Source organism: Tautonia plasticadhaerens, from assembly GCF_007752535.1.
Taxonomy (GTDB): domain Bacteria; phylum Planctomycetota; class Planctomycetia; order Isosphaerales; family Isosphaeraceae; genus Tautonia; species Tautonia plasticadhaerens.
The window spans coordinates 4,559,577-4,575,452 of record NZ_CP036426.1; the positions used below are offsets into that span (position 1 = coordinate 4,559,577).

Below are 15,876 nucleotides of genomic sequence, written 5' to 3' on the forward strand. Positions count from 1 at the left end.
CGAGCTGCTCCGCACCCGACCGATTCCACACCCCCGGCGAGGAGGGCCGCCCCCGATGACGCGACGATCCCGCTCCGATCGCCCGACCCCGGCCCCGGACCGGCCGTCCCCCCCGGCCCGGATCGCCCGCCTCGTCCTCGTCCTGGGGATCCTCGCCGCGACCGGGTGTTCCACGCTTCCGACCCGGGATCCGGCGATCGGATCGACCGGCAACCCGCTGATCCCGACGCGGCACCAGGCCCGGGTCGGCGCGTTCCGGGTCTCCTCGAACGTGCCGATCGAGGAGGACGACCCCGCCCTGGAGGCACTGGCCGGCCTGGAGGGCAGGCTGGGGCGCGTGCTCGGCCTCCGGGCCCCGGACGCCGACCCGCCGATCGACGTGTACATCCTCGATGATGAGCACGCCTTCACCACGTTCCTCACCTTCCACCACCCCGAGCTCCCCACCCGTCGCGCCTTCTTCCTGGCCGCCGGCGAGGAGGCGGCCGTCTACACCGCCCGGGGCGAGCACCTCGAGGAGGACCTCCGCCACGAGGCCACCCACGCGCTGCTCCACCGGGCCGGGGGCGAGGTGCCGCTCTGGCTCGACGAGGGACTCGCCGAGTACTTCGAGGTCGAGCCGGGGACGCTCGCCCCGGAGGCCGTCGCCCGGTTCCGCAAGCTCGCCTCGGCCTATCGGGACGGCTGGCGGCCGGATCTGGCGCGCCTCGAAGCGCTCGACGACGTGGCCGCCATGAGCCCGACCGACTACCGAGAAGCCTGGGCCTGGACCCTGCTCCTGCTGCACGGCCCCGGCCGTGACGAGCTGGTGGCGCACCTCGATCGGCTTCGCACCGACCCGGGCATCTCCCCGGCGCTCTCGGAGTCGATCCGGGCCGACCTCGCCACGCTCAACCGCCAGTTCCTCGCCCGGGTCGCCCCGGGCAAGGCCGACCCGGACGGCTCCCCCCGGCTGACCCGGCTCCAGAGCCCCCCCGCGTCGGCCCCCCGCCGGGTCGTCCTCCCGGCCGATCCGCCCCGGACGGTGACTGTCGAGCCGGCCCCCCCCCTTCAGGGATTCTTCGGCCGGGTGCGGTCGGGGATCGGGGACTTCCTCGGCCTCAGCCCTTCGTCGCGACGGGGACCCGGTTGATCTTCGCCGCCAGGATGAAGTCGTTCTCCGACAGCCCGCCGATGGCGTGCGTCGTCAGCTCGATCGCCAGGTTCCGGTAGCCGACGAGGTGCAGGTCGGGGTGATGCCCCTCCTCCTCGGCCAGCTCGGCGACGTTGTTCAGGAACGCCATCGCCGCGACGAAATTCTTCGCCGTCCATTCCCGGCGGATGACCTTGCCGTCGGCCGAGATGGCCCAGCCCTCAACGTTCGAGGCCAGCTCCTGAGCCTCCTTCGAGGACAGGGGCGGGACGCCTCCCTCGCAGGGGGCACACTTCTTCTTCGTGAGTTGCTCGGCGGTGGTCGTCATGATTTCGCTCCGGTCGTCGAAAGGTCTTTCCCGAGGCCAACGGGCCGGGACCGCTCAATGCGACCCCCGATCCCGGGACAGCTCGGCCAGCGTTCGGCCGTCGCGGTAGAAGCTTGCATAGGTGATCCGATCCGAATCGCTTGTCCTCATCGTGGAGAACTCCGCGGGATCGTCCCGATCGAATCTCAAGTGCAGCCCGCCAGTCGGCTGGAGGATCTGGACCCGGGCCGGTTTCCCATCCACCTTCGCGTCCACGGTAACGATCCGATCCGGGCGGACGGAATAGGATTCCGAATACCCATGGTATTTGCCGAACGTCATTCCCCTGATCGCGCTAATTCCCCCCCTGAGCCACGACCGGTCTAGCCCCAGGATCGCCAGGGCCTCGGCGCGAGGCATCCCGTATTCCAGCCGCTCGAAGCGTGCGGGGATTCCCCGGACAACCGACCGGGATGGGATGCCTTGCCGGAACTCGACGAAGGTGACGAGCGCGATCGCGACGGCCGCCACCATCGCCATCAATGCCCTGACGCTGACCCGAAGGTGTGGGATTCGCATGACTCGTCCCTCCAACCGTCCCCGAGTGCGTCGTGGCCTGCTCGCGCCTCGTCACGGTGTCGGGGAGGAGGAGGACCGTTCCCGGATCCACCCCCGAAGCTCCCGGGCCGCCGCGGAGGGGGGCTTCTTGTCGGCGTCCCGGTCGACCAGGCCGTTGGCCGATCGCATCAGGTCCTCGCCGATCTCGCCGACGAGCGGTGAGAGGGCGGCGGCCACGTCCTCCCGGTCGGCCACCCGAGGGGAGAGCAGGAGCAGGGCGTCATAGGGTGGGATGGCGCCCCGCGGGTCGTCGAGGACGACGAGGTCGAAGGCGTCGATGCGGCCGTCGGTGGTGAAGGCGGAGATCACGTCGACCTGGCCGGTGGCGGCGGCCTGGTACATGAACGTGGAGTCGAAGGTGTCCTCCCGGGAGAAGTCGATGTCGTACGTGTCCCGGATCGACCGCCACTCGGGCCGCTCGAAGAACTCGTAGTCGCCGCCGATGGAGAGCTTCGAGGCGTGCGGGGCGAGGTCGGCGATCGTCTCGATCCCGAGTTCCTCGGCCTGGTCGCGACGCATGGCCAGGGCGTAGGCGTTCTCGAAGCCGAGGCTGCCGAGCGACCGGATCCCTCGTTCGGCGGAGAGCCATTCCGTCACCTCGGCGAGCACCCGCTCGCGGTCGTCGGGGCCCGAGCGCTTCATCGAGTTCGCCCAGATGGTGCCGGTGTAGTCGACGAAGACGTCGATCTCCCCCTGGGCCAGCGCATCGAGGCCGAAGGTCGACCCGAGGTTCTCCACCCGTCGGGAGGGGATCCCGGCGTCGTTGAACGTCTGCTGGAACAGCGAGGCGAGGATGTATTGCTCGGTGAACGTCTTCGAGCCGATCGACACCGCGTCCGAACCGCCCGTCCCCCGGTACTGCGCCACCAGGGTCGGCGCCACCAGGCCGCCGCCGAACAGCAGGGCGAGCCCGGCGAACGCGGCGACGGCGAGCTTCCTGCTCCGCTCGGCGGCGGCGCGTTCGAGGGCGCCGATCAGGAAGTCGAGCGTCACCGCCAGGGCCGCCGCGGCCACGCAGCCGAACAGGACGGCGAGCCAGTTGCGCGTCTGCAATCCGCTGAAAATATAATTGCCCAGCGATCGCTGCCCGACGGGGGTCGCCAGCGTGGCCGTGCCCACCACCCAGACCGTGGCCGTTCGCAGGCCGGCGACGATCACCGGCAGGGCCAGCGGCAGCTCGACCCTGAACAGGGCCTGCCGGTCGGTCATCCCCAGCCCCCGGGCGGCCTCGGTGAGCGTCGGCTCGACGCCGAGGATCCCGGTGACCGAGTTCCGGACGATCGGCAGGAGGCTGTAGAGGGACAGGGCCGCCACCGTCGGGTAGAGGCCGAAGAACGAGAAGCCGGTGCCGGAGAGGCTCAGGCTCCACTCGCTGAGCTTCGCCATCAGCGGGACCATCAGGGCCAGTAGCGCGAGGCTGGGCACGGTCTGGATCACGCCGATCGCCGTCAGCACCGGGTAGCGCAGCGCCTTCTTGCGGGCGATCAGGATCGACAGCGGCAGGCCGATGACCACGCCGATCGCCAGGGCGATCACGGTGATCTTCAGGTGATGCGACAGGTTCAGCGGCAGGATCTCGAACTGCCGGGCGAGGTTGTCGTTCATCGGGCACCCCCGGCGGGGTCGAGCAGGTTGCCCAGGCGTTCGGCCTGGCGTCGAGGGGTCTCCAGCAACTCGGCCACGTAGGGGACGCCCGGCTCGGCGACCAGGTCGGCGGGCTCTCCCAGGCGGATCAGCCTCCCCGCGCTCATCACGGCGATCCGGTCGGCCAGGATCAGCGACTCGGTGATGTCGTGCGTGACCATCACGGTCGTCAGCCCGAGTTCCCGGTGGATGTTCAGGTATTCCATCTGGAGGTGGTCCCGGGTGATCGGGTCGAGCGCCCCGAACGGCTCGTCCATGAGGACGATCCTCGGCCGTCCCGCCAGCGCCCGGGCGATCCCCACCCGCTGCCGCTGGCCGCCGGACAGCTCCGCCGGGGCCCGCGATCGGTAGGTCTTCGGGTCGAGCTTCACCAGGCCGAGCAGCTCGTCGACCCGGGCCTCGCGCTCCGTCCGAGGCCAGCCGAGCAGCGTGGGCACCAGCGCCACGTTCTCGGCCACGGTCAGGTGCGGGAACAGGCCGATCCCCTGGAAGACGTAGCCGATCCTCCTCCTGAGCATCACCTGATCGACCCCGGCGATGTCGTCCCCCTCGACGACGATCGTCCCGGAGGTCGGGGCGACCAGGCCATTGAGCATCTTCAAGGTCGTCGTCTTGCCGCTGCCCGACTCGCCGAGCAGCACCAGGAGCTCCCCGTCCCGGACGTCGAGGTCCAGGTCCCGGACGGAGTGGGTCAGGCCGCCGTCGAACGACTTCGAGACGGAATGCGCCGAGATCATGGTCGCGGGTTCGATGTCACGCTCCGGGCTAGTCCCTACGATGATGATGCCGCCGGACGACGGCCTTGATGCGGCCCCCGGCGGCCGAGTCCGCCTCGATCGGCAGACCGGCGGGCAACCGCACCCGGTCGAGCCGCTTGGAGTCGATCGAGTCCTCGACGGCGACGGTCGGGGCGGCGCCGGAGGGGAGACCGGGAGGACGTCGTCTCCCCCGGCGATCTCGACGGGCAGGGCATCCGGGGCCGATCGGGGGACGACCCGCACTCGGGAGTCGATGACCGGGACGCCCCCTCGCGATTCCGTCGCCGTCCCGCGACCCCCGGGCTTCGCCTTGATCAATCTCCGGTTGGATCGTATGGTCTGCGGCACCCTCAAACAAGCCGGGTTCGGACCGCGCGATCGAGTCGGCATGGGGCAGGCCCATTCGAACCGTGGTGATGCGGATGATCGGGGAACGGAGTCCTCGCCGGATGCGCAGGGATCGCATCGTGCTGGCGGTGGTGGCGGGTTGCGTCCTGGCGCTCGGCAGCCTCGGGTGCGCCTCGCTGCGGAGGCTGAACCTCAACCGGGACCTCCGGCCGTGCAGCGACGGCTTCGCCCGGACGGCCGACGGCTGGATGCTCGGGGTCCGCCATTATCACCCGATCGACCCGAAGCCGGGGGCCCTGCCGGTCGTCCTCTGCCACGGCCTGGGCCTCAACGGCACCTTCTGGACGATCACCGACGACCACCTGCCCTCGCAGCTCGCCGGGCGCGGGTATGAGGTGTTCCTGGTGGACATGAGGGGCTCGGGGGCGAGCTACCGGGATGGCACCGTCGGCTGGGTGAACGCGGGGCTCCGGCAGACGATCATCCCCGAGTACGGCAACGACGAGTGGACGATGGACGACCAGGCGCTCTACGACGTGCCGGCGATCCTCGACTACGTCCATTCCCAGACCGGCCACGACCGCGTCAACTGGGTCGGCCACAGCCTGGGAGGGATGCTGATGTTCGCCTTCCTGGAGCGCTCGGAGCACGCGGACCGGATCGCCAACTTCGTGGCCATGGGCAGCCCGGCCTGCGTGTCGGAGTCTCCCGAATCGAAGCGGGTCCTCAAGGCCAACCGGGGCCTCCGGACGCTGATGAAGGCCATCAGCACCAGCCGGATCGCCCGGCCGATGTCCATCGCCCGGCCCCCGGGCCTGGACCAGATCGACCGCTTCTACTACTCGGCCGACAACGTCGACCGCGAGACCGTCGACCGCTTCTACGGCTCGACCCTGGAAGACCCCGGCCCCGGCGCCCTGAAGCAGATGGATCGCTACCTGGAGTCCGGTCGGTTAGTCTCGGAGGACGGCTCGATCGACTACTTCGCCGGCCTCCCGGAGATCCGCACGCCCACGCTCTTCGTCGCCGGGGACGGCGACATCCTGGCCGACCTGTTCTCGAAGTGGAAGACCTACGAGGCCATGGGCAGCGCCGACAAGACCTTCCTCCGCTTCGGCCGCTCCCAGGGGCACGTCGCCGACTATGGCCACTGCGACCTCGTCTGGAGCCGGCACGCCCCGAAGGAGATCTTCCCGGAGATCATCGACTGGCTCGACGCCCGGCAGCAGGCCGTCCGCCCGAGCCCCCAGCGCTGATCGGCCGGAAGGAGGCCGCACCATGTTCCTGGCCGCCGCCGTGCAGATGACCTCCACCTCCGACGCCGAGGCCAACTGGCGGCAGGCCCGCTCGCTGGTCGAACGCGCCGCGGGGTACGGGGCCGCGCTCGTCGCCACGCCCGAGAACACGAACTTCCTCGGCCCGGCGCCGGAGAAGGTCCGCCTCGCCGAGCCGATCGACGGCCCCACCTGCCGGCGGTTCGGGGATCTGGCCCGTTCGCTGGGCATCCACCTGCTGCTCGGCTCGTTCAACGAGCGGATCGAGCGCGACCCGGCCCGGTGCCACAACACCAGCGTGCTATTCGGCCCCGACGGCCAGGTGCAGGCGACCTACCGGAAGATCCACCTGTTCGACGTGGACGTCTCGGAGTCGGTCCGCTACCGAGAGTCGGACCAGATCGCCCCTGGGTCGGCCGCCGTCGTGACCAGGACGCCGCTCGGCACACTCGGGCTGTCGATCTGCTACGACCTCCGGTTCGGCAACCTCTACCGCCGGCTCGTCCGGGAGGGGGCCGAGATCCTCTGCGTCCCTTCCGCCTTCACCCTGACGACCGGCCGGGCCCACTGGGAGCCGCTGGTCCGGGCCCGGGCGATCGAGTGCCAGGGCTTCGTGATCGCCCCGGCCCAATGCGGCCGGCACGACGACGAGGGCCTCCGGGAGACCTTCGGCCACGCCATGATCGTCGACCCCTGGGGCCAGGTCCTCGCCACCGCCGCCGACGGGCCCGGCCTCGCCCTGGCCGAGATCGACCCGGGCCTCGTGGCGCGGGTCCGACGCTCGATCCCGGTGGCCGACCACCTGCACCCGGAGCTGTGAGCCGGGCCCGTCGTCACTCCTCCACGGGCAGGTGCCGCTCGAACCAGGCGACCATCTCGTCTTTCATCTCCGGCAGGTATTCGTGGCCGGTGCCGGAGTAGACCACGCTCCGGAAATGCTCGGGGACGCCGTGGAGCGCGTAGACCTCCTGGAGCTTCCGCTCCAGGACCTCGATCCCGTCGAGCGGCGCCCCGCCGTCCTCGTCGCCGGAGAGCTGGAGCATGGGCCGGGGCGCGACGAGGGCGTAGATGGCCTCGGTGTCGAAGTGGTCGAGCAGGCCGGGCACGAAGTAATAGATCCCGTGCCGCCGGAGGTCGCCGTGGGAGATCAGCTCGGCGTACCGGGTGAAGCAGGCCACGCCGACGATCGCGTCGACCCGGTCGTCGATCGCCGCCAGCCACCAGGCCCGGGTGCATCCCATGCTCATCCCGGTGGCGCCGATCCGGGAGGCGTCGACCTCGGGCCGCGTCTCCAGGTAATCGATCAGGCATTGTTCATCCCGGAGCATCATGCCCCAGAGGGTCCGGCCGAGCCAGAGGTTGAGCTTGAACAGGCTGTGCTCCTGGCCGAGCTTGTCGTCGTTGACCCCGCCGGGGCCCTTGCCGATCCGATCGCCGTTGAAATAGGCGTCGATGGCCGCGACGACGTAGCCCTTCCTCGCCAGCATCGGGCCGACGTACTGGCCGTGCCCCTCATCCGTGCAGATGCTCTCCTTGGAGCTGCCGTGCCCGTGCAGGCCGACGATCGCCGGGGCGGGCTCCGTCAATCCGTCGGGGATGAGCAGGATGCCGGGCACGACCATGTCGACGCCGTTGTGGAACCGGAACCGCTCCAGGGAGTAGCCGTCGTGCTGCTCCCGGGAGACGACCTCGACCCGGCCCGGGTCGGGCCTCGGGGGCAGTTCGCCCAGCAGTTCGAGGAGCGTTGACCGGACTTCCGCCCGGCCCTGTCCTTCCCAGCGGGGCAGGTCCGTCGGCACCGGCCAGTCGGGCAGGTCGAGGTCGCGGAACGTCTCGGGGACGACCGCCCAGGGCTCGCCCGAGGTGGTCCCCCCGCGCGCAGATTCGGGGGTGACCCGGACCTGGGCCGTCGCCCCGGGGGCGGCGATCGCGAAGAAGACCAGGGACCAGGGGAGTCCGAGCCGGTGATGGCGTCGCATGGGGGTCGCTCCTCCTGCCGTCGGGACCATCGAGTCGAGGGGCAAGATACCCCCGGGGTCGCCCCATCGCCACGCCCCTCCCGGAGGATTCCGGCCGTCGCGTTCTCATGGCGTTGATCGGCGCCCGAAGGTTCCTGCATGCCGAGGAAGGCATCGGCGGGTCCGATCGTGTCGCCCGTGCGGGTCGTGCCGCCGGCCGTCCCCCCGGGCGCCACCCCGCGGTGGCGCCCCTCGATGCGGTCGGCCGATCCAGGGCCGTGGGCCCGGGCCGGGGACCGAGTCGGGGCCCCGGGATGATCGTCCGCCGGGATCGCTCGGGAGCATTGCAGATGCGATCATTCCTGATCGTGGTGGTCTCGACGGCCTACCTGCTCGCGCTGGTCGAGCTGACGCTCGTCCGGTTCCACCAGGACTCCCCGGAGCCGAACCTCGTCCCGATGCGGACGGTCGCCGCCTGTTGTGCGAGCGGCGGTCGGACCATGGCGCTGAACGTGGCCGGCAACCTCGCGCTGCTCGCCCCCGTCGGGGTGCTCCTCCCGCTGGCGAGGCCGGGGAGAGTCTCGACGGCGCAGGTGGTCCTGGCCGCGTCCCTGCTCAGCGGGGCGATCGAGGCGGCCCAGTTCGCCGGCGGGCGTCGCACCGCAGACGTGGACGACCTGATCCTCAACACGATCGGCGCCCTGGCGGCCTACACGACCCTGAGGGTGGTATCGACCGCGTCCCGGAGCTTCACGCCGATCGGCACAGCGGGTCCGCGTCGCCCCGCATTCGCCGGCCCGCGGGGGGCGGGGGCCGGACGCTGATCGACGCCGACAATCCCGTCGACTCCCCGACGCCCGGGTCGGTAGCATTGGGGATCGACGCCGGTCGGCCCCTTCCCCGGGGGAGCCCGGCCGATCGAGCCGAGGCCCGAGGAGGAGGCGACGATGGCCCGCACCCTGGAATTCCGAGTCAACGGCACTCCCCGACGGATCCCGGCCGAGCCCGAGCGCCCCCTGCTCGGCGTGCTCCGCGACGAGCTGGGCCTGACCGGCAGCAAATACGGCTGCGGCGAGGGCCAGTGCGGCGCATGCACCGTCCTCATCGACGGGACGGCCACCCGCTCCTGCGTCGTCCGCCTCGGGAACGTGGCCGACCGCGAGATTACGACCATCGAGGGGCTCGAATCCGACGACGGGACGCTCCACCCGGTCCAGCAGGCGTTCCTCGACTGCGACGCGCTGCAGTGCGGCTACTGCACCCCCGGCATGATCGTCGCCTCCGCCGCGCTGCTGGCCGAGGAGCCCGAGCCGACCCGGGAACGGGTCGTCGACGCCCTGCGACGGAACGTCTGCCGTTGCGGCACCTACGCGCGGATCCTCGACGCCGTCGCCCTGGCCGCCGATCGGATGAAGGGGGGTGACCGATGAGCCGTTCGCAGGATCGCTCCTTCATCGAAGACCTCGAACCCGAACGCTACGAGCTGCTCCCCTCGATCGCGCGGGTCCAGCTCGACCGCCGCGACTTCCTCCGCTCGGTCGGCGGCGGGCTGGTGGTCCTCTGCCTGCTCCGGGGGGCCTCGGCCCAGGAGTCGGGACGGGGGAGAGGCAGAGGCCAGTCCGAGGAGCCCCGGGAGGTCGGCGCCTGGATCCGGATCGCCGAGGACGGCACGATCTCGGCGTTCACCGGCAAGGTCGAGGTCGGGCAGAATGCCCGGACGTCGCTCTCCCAGGCGGTGGCCGACGAGCTCCGGGTCCCGATCGATTCGGTCCGGATGGTGATGGGTGACACCGACCTCGTGCCCTACGACCGGGGCACCTTCGGCAGCCGGACCACCCCGACGATGGCCCCGCAGCTCCGCCGGGCCGCCGCCTCGGCGCGGTCGACCCTGGAGGGGCTTGCCGCCGAGCGATGGGGGGTCGACCGCGCCGAGGTCGCCGTCGCCGACGGGACCGTGTCGCACCCGCCTTCGAGCCGCTCGGCCGGGTTCGGCGAGCTGACCGAGGGCCGCCGACTCGTCGGCGCGATCGAGGAGGACGACGAGCCGACTCCCCCCGGACGCTGGCAACTCGCCGGGACCGACGCCCGGAAGGTCGACGGGAAGGACTTCGTCACCGGCCGTCATGCCTATGCGTCCGACGTCACCCGGCCGGGGATGCTCCGCGGCAAGGTCCTCCGTCCGCCGCACTACGGGGCGACCCTGGAATCGATCGACGCCAGCGACGCCGAGGCGATCGACGGCGTGACCGTCGTCCGGGACGGCGATTTCATCGGCGTGGCCGCCACCGACGAGCCGACCGCCGAGCGCGCGATCTCCGCGCTCCGGCCCGTCTGGACGGGCCCCGAGGAGGGCCGCCCGTCGGATTCGAGCGTCTTCGATTACTTCAAGGAGCATCCCGGCGACGTCCAGCGTCGCGACGAGGCCGAGGATCGCGGCGACGGCCCGATCGACCGCGCCCTGGCCGCCTCCGACGCGGTCGTCGAGTCCCGCTACCGGATCGCCTATATCGCCCACGCACCGCTGGAGCCCCGGGCCGCCGTGGCCGAGTGGGACGGCGACCGCCTGACCGTCTGGACCGGCACCCAGCGGCCCTTCGGCGTCCGGGAGGAACTGGTCGCGGCGTTCGACCTCACCGAAGACAGCGTCCGGGTGATCGTCCCCGACACCGGAAGCGGCTACGGCGGCAAGCACACCGGCGAGGCGGCGATCGAGGCCGCCCGACTCGCCCGGGGCTCGGGAAGGCCGGTGAAGCTGACCTGGACCCGCACCGAGGAATTCACCTGGGCCTATTTCCGCCCGGCCGGGGTGATCGACGCCCGGGTCGGCTGCCGGGACGACGGGCGGCTGACGGCCTGGCAATTCCACAACTCCAACTCGGGAGCCTCGGGGATCGAGCCCCCCTACGCGACCGAGGCCCGGGACCTCGGCTTCATCCCGGTCGATTCGCCGCTGCGGCAGGGGTCGTACCGGGCCCTGGCCTCCACGGCGAACCACTTCGCCAGGGAGTCGCTCGTCGATGACCTCGCCGCGGCCATCGGCATGGACCCGCTCGCCTTCCGCCTGAAGAACCTGGACGTCGACCGCGTCCGGGCCGTGCTGGAGGCCGCCGCCGATCGCTTCGGCTGGGGAGCCTCCGAGCCCGGCCCCGGCCGGGGCTTCGGCCTGGCCTGCGGGATGGAGAAGGGGGGGCACGTCGCCTCGTGTGCCGAGGTCGCCGTCGACGAGGACTCGGGCCGGGTCGACGTCATCCGGGCCGTGACCGCCTTCGAGTGCGGGGCGATCGTCAATCCCTTGCACCTGCACAACCAGGTGGAAGGGGCGGTCGTCCAGGGGCTCGGCGGCGCCCTGTTCGAGCGGATCCGGTTCGAGGGCGGCACGATCCGGTCCGACCGCTTCTCCCGCTATCGCGTGCCGAGGTTCACCGACCTCCCCTCCCTCGAGATCGTGCTGATCGACCGCCCCGACCTCCCCTCCAGTGGCGCGGGCGAGACGCCGATCGTGGCGATCGCCCCGGCGATCGGCAACGCGATCCGCGCCGCGACCGGGGTGCGAATCCGGTCCCTCCCCCTTGTCCCCGAGGGGTTCCGGGGCGAAGGATAGCCCGAGGGTATGCCCCGACCCTCCCGATCGGGCTCGTCGGCGGCCCCGGGGCGATCGGGAGGGTCGGGATGAGGCGATTCGTGTTCCCCGCGCTCGGCCTGCTGGAGCTGGCGGCGGCCTCGGCGCTGGTCGCCCTGGCGGCCACGCTCCCGGGAGGGGACGAAGTCCGCCTCGGTTTCGAGGGGACCCTGCGGGTGACGGCGGCGGCCGAGGAACAGGTGGCGATCGCCCGGCGCGAGCTCCGGGGGCTCCGCGACTCCGGATTCCCCGAGCGGGCCGAGGCGCTCGCCGCCTCGGCCCGGACGATCTCGGGGATCTCCGAGCGTTCCCGTGTCGACTTCGACGCGCTCGAAGCCCTCCGGGACGGCCTCGGCCGGGCCGCCGAGGGCTTGTCGGCCCTCGCCGGGGCGGTCGACCCCGGGGGCCTGGCCGCGCTCGGGGATGACCTCTCCGGCGCGGCCGAGGTGATCGACGATCACATCGTCCCCTCGGCGCTCGACGCGGCCGATCGGATCGAATCCGCCTCGGCGCCGATGGGTCAGGCGGCCGGGCGACTGGCCGACGCGATCGGCGCGATGCCGCTCGACCTGGCCCCGCTCCGGGAGATCCGGGACGGCATCGCCCGGCTCGACGAGGGGCTGGCCGCGAGCGAGGCGATGCTCGACCCGGGGCGGGTCGCCGCGATCGGCGACGCGGCCGGCGGGGCCGAGGGGGTGGTGGACGAGGCCGCCCGGCTGACGGACCGCGCGGCGAGCTACTCGTACCCGGTCGTCGAGCTGGACGGGCTCACCCCCCGCATCCGCAACCGCCCGTTCTGGCCGAGGGCCCGCCAAGTCGGCACGGATCTCCGCCGGGTCGCCGCCGGGATGGAGGCCGCCGGGGACCAGGCCGACGCGATCGCCCGGGAACTGCCCGCCATCCGGGCCTCGATCGCCGAGAGTCGTCGGGGCCTGACCTCGACCCGCGGGGTGCTCGACGAGGCCCTCGAACGCCAGGCCGAGGTCGATCGCCTGCTCGCCGAACTCCCCGGGCGGGCGGCCGAGCTGGCGGAGGCCCTCCCCCGACTCGGCATCGGGCTGTCGGAGTCCCTCCGGGCCGCCTCCCGGCTGGGGGCGTTGTCGGACTCGCTCCGGGAGGCCCGACGGTCGATCGACGAGGCCGGGGCGCGCTGGCCCCGGGTGCAATCCGGTCTCCTCGGCGCCGCCGAGGTGCTCCGGTCGGCCCGGGACCAGGCCGACCTGGCGATCCGCAACCGATCGGCCTATGAGTCGGCGACGGCCGACCTCTCCCGGCTCTCCGACCTCGTCGCCGACGGCCTGCCCGCCCTCGCCGACCGGCTCGACGAGGAGGATCGCACCCTCGGCGCGATGGCCGGCGGCCTGGGCCAGCTCGACGCGGTCTTGCCGGCCTACGAGCGGGCATTAATCCGATCGCTGGGGATCGGCCGGTGGCTGGCCGTGCTGGTGGCGGCCACCGCGGGGCTGCACGGGTGCTCCCTGATCGTCGTCGGGAGATCGGGCCGCTGACCCGATCGAGATCGCCGGGCCGGGCGAGCCCGACCGGCGCGAACCGGCCGCCCTCGCGAATCCATTCGTCTCCATCGACACGGCCCACCAATTTCGACCGGGAGCCTTTGATGCGAACCGAGCGGGAGAAGATGCTGGCGGGGGAACTCTACGACCCAATGGATCCGGAGCTCGTCCGGGACCGCGACCGCGCGAGGGACCTCTGCCAGGACCTGAACGCGACCCGGGAGGCGCATGTCGAGGAACGGAGGGATCTGCTGCGTCGCCTCTTCGGCAAGGGGGGGGACACCGTCTGGATGCAGCCGCCGTTCTACTGCGACTACGGGTCGAACATCCTGCTCGGCGAGCGGGTCTTCTTCAACTTCAACTGCGTCGTGCTGGACGTCTGCCGGGTGACGATCGGCGACTACACGCTCTTCGGGCCCGCGGTCCAGGTCTACACGGCGACGCACCCGATGAACGCCGAGCTGCGCCGCAAGCAGGAGTTCGCCAAGCCCATCGAGATCGGCTCCGACGTCTGGGTCGGCGGCGGGGCGATCATCTGCCCGGGGGTCCGGATCGGCTCCCGGTCCGTCATCGGGGCCGGGAGCGTGGTCACCCGGGACGTGCCCGACGGCGTCTTCGCCGCGGGGAACCCCTGCCGGGTGGTCCGGGAGATCACGGAGTAGGGGACGGGCGGTCGGCGGGCTCACTCGGAACCGAAGGACGAGTATTCGAGCATCTGGGCCTCCAGGTCCCTCGGGTACGAGATCGCCACGTCGACGATCTCGCCGTCGTCGCCGTACTCCGGCTCCAGCCGGGGCATGACGAAGCCGGTGTAGGAGGGGAGGTCCAGCGCCTCCACCCGGGAGACGACCTGGTCGCGGAGGTCGGGGTCGAAGGTGATCCCGTAGGTGTCGAACAGCGCCTTGGCGGCGGCGTAATCCCCCTCAGACTTGATCCGCTGCACCTCGGCGAGCAGCGTACCGACGCCGGCCCGGAAGGCCTCGGGGTCGACCATGACGTAATAGGTCTTTCCGTCCCGCTCCCGGACCTCGATGGCCTCGGTGTTGTCGATCAGCCAGCGGACGACCATCTGGCGGTTCCGCATGTGGTCCTCCTCGATCTGCGCCCCCTCGGGGACGCGGCGGAGCTGGACCAGGGCGTTGCGGGTGTAGTCCTCGAAGGCGGCCCGGGCCATCTCGGGCTGGTCCTCGGCGGCGACCAGCCCCAGCTCGGCCAGCCGGGGATCGGCCATGAAATACAGGGCGATCAGGTCGGCCCGGCCCTCCTCCAGGGCGGAATAGTACTCCTTGATCGCGTCCTGGGGCTGCCCCTCCAGCGCGTCGGAGACCCGGCCGGAGGCGTGGCCGATGACCTCGTGCATGTTCACGAGCAGTTCCTTGGAGAGTCCGCCCCACTCCTCGGCCCGGGCGGCCTCCTCGCCGGTCCAGGAGAACTCGGCGTGGAAGGCGGTGGGGGTCGACTCCGCGTACGCCTCGATGACGTTCGAGAGGGAGACGGACTTGCTGCCGTATTGCTCGCGCACCTCCTGGTCGTTCGGCAGGTTGATGCCGATGGGGGTGACGGGGCCGCAGTCTCCCGTCTCGATGACGACCTCGATGGCGTTGGCGGTGATCCCCTGCACGTCGGGCTTGCGGTAATCCGGCGCCCAGGGCATGCGGTCCTCGAACCACTGGGCCTCGGCCGCGATCTTCTTGATGTCGGCCGTCTTCTCCTCGTTCACGTAGAAGACGGCGGACTCCCAGGAGCCCTTCACCCCCCGGGCGTCCATGTAGACCTCGGTGAACCCGTTGATCGTGTCGACCGAGGCATCGGCGTCCCGGACCCAGGCGATGTCGTACGCCTTGCGGTCCTCGACGGTGCCCGACTCGTAGTAGGTGACCAGCGCCAGCAGGGCCTCGGCCGTCGGCCCGGGGGCCACGGCCGAGGCGTCCTTCAAATGCTCGATGATCCGCCGGATCTGCTCCGAATAGCGGCCGCCGATGCGATAAGGCTCCTCGACGAGCGTCCCGTCGGGCCGCTTCACCAGCCGGGAGTTGAGCGGATAGGCCTCCTCGAACCCGGCCAGGTCCTTCGAGGACACGTCGACATACAGGTTGTTGGCGCTGTCGAGTAGGATGTCGCCCCCGGGCCCGGGGCTCTTGTTGGTGACGATCGGCTCGAAGGCGGGGTCGAAGAACATGGGGCCCAGTCGCCCGACCATCGCATCGAGAGACTCGCCCGGACCCGTCGGGAACTCGGCGCCATCCTCGGCGGCGGCGTTCACGGCGGCCAGGAAGGCGTCGGGCGGGCATTCGAGCACGAACTTCCGGGCCGTCAGGTGGTTGTACGGGCCGGAGTTGATCCAGAAGAGCTTGGTGTAGCGGCGGATCTCGGCCAGAGTGTCGGCCTCGACGTGCGCGCCGTGGGTGAGGACGGCCTCCAGGACGGCCCGCATCTCCAGGGCGTGGGCGGAGCGCTGGTCGTAGTAGATGTCACGCCCGGCGAGGGCGGCCTGGTAGAGGTGCCAGGCGAGGAGCTTCTCCTCCAGGGGGAGTCCCTCGAAGCCGTCGGCGTAGATCTGGACGACGGCGGCATCGCCGATGCGTTCGAGCAGGTACTCCCGCCCGGCCTCGGGCTCCTCGGCCTGGGGGACGGGTGCGAGCGCGCACCAGAGCGCGACGGGGAGGATCAGCGGGTTCGCGGGCATCGGTCGATCACTCCGGGG

At 71.4% G+C, this 15,876-nt stretch carries 14 protein-coding genes; 8 read left to right on the top strand and 6 right to left on the bottom strand.

Annotated elements, in window-relative coordinates:
• Positions 1-55: 55 nt before the first annotated feature.
• On the top strand, positions 56-1,132 hold the full coding sequence (locus ElP_RS18380; RefSeq protein WP_145271739.1) for a hypothetical protein: 1,077 nt from the start codon (positions 56-58) through the stop codon (positions 1,130-1,132).
• Here ElP_RS18380 and ElP_RS18385 read toward each other — a convergent pair.
• Genes ElP_RS18385 through ElP_RS18400 form a run of 4 tightly spaced genes read right to left on the bottom strand, consistent with a single transcriptional unit; the run spans position 1,101 to position 4,438 of the window.
• A complete protein-coding gene (locus ElP_RS18385) occupies positions 1,101-1,460 on the bottom strand; it encodes a 4a-hydroxytetrahydrobiopterin dehydratase (RefSeq protein WP_231749173.1) in 360 nt (119 codons plus the stop codon). The genes ElP_RS18380 and ElP_RS18385 overlap by 32 nt on opposite strands.
• A gap of 54 nt (positions 1,461-1,514) precedes the next feature.
• Positions 1,515-2,018 (bottom strand): hypothetical protein, encoded by a 504-nt coding sequence (locus ElP_RS18390; protein ID WP_145271743.1) that lies wholly within the window; start codon positions 2,016-2,018, stop codon positions 1,515-1,517.
• 51 nt (positions 2,019-2,069) lie between these two features.
• Positions 2,070-3,662, bottom strand: coding sequence for a glycine betaine ABC transporter substrate-binding protein (locus ElP_RS18395; RefSeq protein WP_145271745.1), 1,593 nt, complete (start codon positions 3,660-3,662; stop codon positions 2,070-2,072).
• Positions 3,659-4,438, bottom strand: a complete 780-nt coding sequence (locus ElP_RS18400) for an ATP-binding cassette domain-containing protein (RefSeq protein WP_145271747.1) — start codon at positions 4,436-4,438, stop codon at positions 3,659-3,661. The genes ElP_RS18395 and ElP_RS18400 overlap by 4 nt, the downstream gene beginning before the upstream one ends.
• 470 nt (positions 4,439-4,908) lie before the next feature.
• Here ElP_RS18400 and ElP_RS18405 point away from each other — a divergent pair, with 470 nt between their 5' ends.
• Together ElP_RS18405 and ElP_RS18410 are read left to right on the top strand one after the other, a co-directional pair.
• On the top strand, positions 4,909-6,063 hold the full coding sequence (locus ElP_RS18405; RefSeq protein WP_231749174.1) for an alpha/beta fold hydrolase: 1,155 nt from the start codon (positions 4,909-4,911) through the stop codon (positions 6,061-6,063).
• Between the two features lie 22 nt (positions 6,064-6,085).
• A complete protein-coding gene (locus ElP_RS18410) occupies positions 6,086-6,901 on the top strand; it encodes a carbon-nitrogen hydrolase family protein (RefSeq protein WP_145271751.1) in 816 nt (271 codons plus the stop codon).
• A gap of 13 nt (positions 6,902-6,914) precedes the next feature.
• Here the strand turns inward: ElP_RS18410 and ElP_RS18415 are convergent, their stop codons facing one another.
• Positions 6,915-8,060 (bottom strand): alpha/beta hydrolase, encoded by a 1,146-nt coding sequence (locus ElP_RS18415; protein WP_145271752.1) that lies wholly within the window; start codon positions 8,058-8,060, stop codon positions 6,915-6,917.
• A 329-nt stretch (positions 8,061-8,389) separates the two neighbouring features.
• On the opposite strand from ElP_RS18415, the gene ElP_RS18420 reads away from it, so the two are divergent.
• The 5 genes from ElP_RS18420 (at position 8,390) to ElP_RS18440 (ending at position 13,834) form a co-directional block, all read left to right on the top strand.
• Positions 8,390-8,863 carry a VanZ family protein gene (locus ElP_RS18420; RefSeq protein ID WP_197446160.1) on the top strand — a complete coding sequence of 158 codons (474 nt, stop codon included), beginning with the start codon at positions 8,390-8,392 and terminating at the stop codon, positions 8,861-8,863.
• Between the two features lie 123 nt (positions 8,864-8,986).
• Positions 8,987-9,469 (top strand): (2Fe-2S)-binding protein, encoded by a 483-nt coding sequence (locus ElP_RS18425; protein ID WP_145271756.1) that lies wholly within the window; start codon positions 8,987-8,989, stop codon positions 9,467-9,469.
• On the top strand, positions 9,466-11,640 hold the full coding sequence (locus ElP_RS18430) for a xanthine dehydrogenase family protein molybdopterin-binding subunit (protein ID WP_145271759.1): 2,175 nt from the start codon (positions 9,466-9,468) through the stop codon (positions 11,638-11,640). The genes ElP_RS18425 and ElP_RS18430 overlap by 4 nt, the downstream gene beginning before the upstream one ends.
• 68 nt (positions 11,641-11,708) lie before the next feature.
• Positions 11,709-13,166: a hypothetical protein gene (locus ElP_RS18435; RefSeq protein WP_145271760.1), complete on the top strand. Its 1,458-nt coding sequence runs from the start codon at positions 11,709-11,711 to the stop codon at positions 13,164-13,166.
• A 110-nt stretch (positions 13,167-13,276) separates the two neighbouring features.
• Positions 13,277-13,834, top strand: coding sequence for a sugar O-acetyltransferase (locus ElP_RS18440; RefSeq protein WP_145271762.1), 558 nt, complete (start codon positions 13,277-13,279; stop codon positions 13,832-13,834).
• A gap of 20 nt (positions 13,835-13,854) precedes the next feature.
• Here the strand turns inward: ElP_RS18440 and ElP_RS18445 are convergent, their stop codons facing one another.
• The gene (locus ElP_RS18445) at positions 13,855-15,858 is read right to left on the bottom strand and encodes a dipeptidyl-peptidase 3 family protein (protein WP_145271764.1); all 2,004 of its coding nucleotides are present in this window, start codon (positions 15,856-15,858) and stop codon (positions 13,855-13,857) included.
• Positions 15,859-15,876 lie beyond the last annotated feature (18 nt).

Bases quoted from the DNA above. Each gene is read 5' to 3' on its own strand.
- ElP_RS18395 (WP_145271745.1), bottom strand. From the start codon at position 3,662: ATGAACGACAACCTCGCCCGGCAGTTCGAGATCCTGCCGCTGAACCTG.
- ElP_RS18400 (WP_145271747.1), bottom strand. From the start codon at position 4,438: ATGATCTCGGCGCATTCCGTCTCGAAGTCGTTCGACGGCGGCCTGACC.
- ElP_RS18410 (WP_145271751.1), top strand. From the start codon at position 6,086: ATGTTCCTGGCCGCCGCCGTGCAGATGACCTCCACCTCCGACGCCGAG.
- ElP_RS18405 (WP_231749174.1), top strand. From the start codon at position 4,909: ATGCGCAGGGATCGCATCGTGCTGGCGGTGGTGGCGGGTTGCGTCCTG.
- ElP_RS18430 (WP_145271759.1), top strand. From the start codon at position 9,466: ATGAGCCGTTCGCAGGATCGCTCCTTCATCGAAGACCTCGAACCCGAA.
- ElP_RS18380 (WP_145271739.1), top strand. From the start codon at position 56: ATGACGCGACGATCCCGCTCCGATCGCCCGACCCCGGCCCCGGACCGG.
- ElP_RS18385 (WP_231749173.1), bottom strand. From the start codon at position 1,460: ATGACGACCACCGCCGAGCAACTCACGAAGAAGAAGTGTGCCCCCTGC.
- ElP_RS18415 (WP_145271752.1), bottom strand. From the start codon at position 8,060: ATGCGACGCCATCACCGGCTCGGACTCCCCTGGTCCCTGGTCTTCTTC.
- ElP_RS18420 (WP_197446160.1), top strand. From the start codon at position 8,390: ATGCGATCATTCCTGATCGTGGTGGTCTCGACGGCCTACCTGCTCGCG.
- ElP_RS18445 (WP_145271764.1), bottom strand. From the start codon at position 15,858: ATGCCCGCGAACCCGCTGATCCTCCCCGTCGCGCTCTGGTGCGCGCTC.
- ElP_RS18435 (WP_145271760.1), top strand. From the start codon at position 11,709: ATGAGGCGATTCGTGTTCCCCGCGCTCGGCCTGCTGGAGCTGGCGGCG.
- ElP_RS18425 (WP_145271756.1), top strand. From the start codon at position 8,987: ATGGCCCGCACCCTGGAATTCCGAGTCAACGGCACTCCCCGACGGATC.
- ElP_RS18440 (WP_145271762.1), top strand. From the start codon at position 13,277: ATGCGAACCGAGCGGGAGAAGATGCTGGCGGGGGAACTCTACGACCCA.
- ElP_RS18390 (WP_145271743.1), bottom strand. From the start codon at position 2,018: ATGCGAATCCCACACCTTCGGGTCAGCGTCAGGGCATTGATGGCGATG.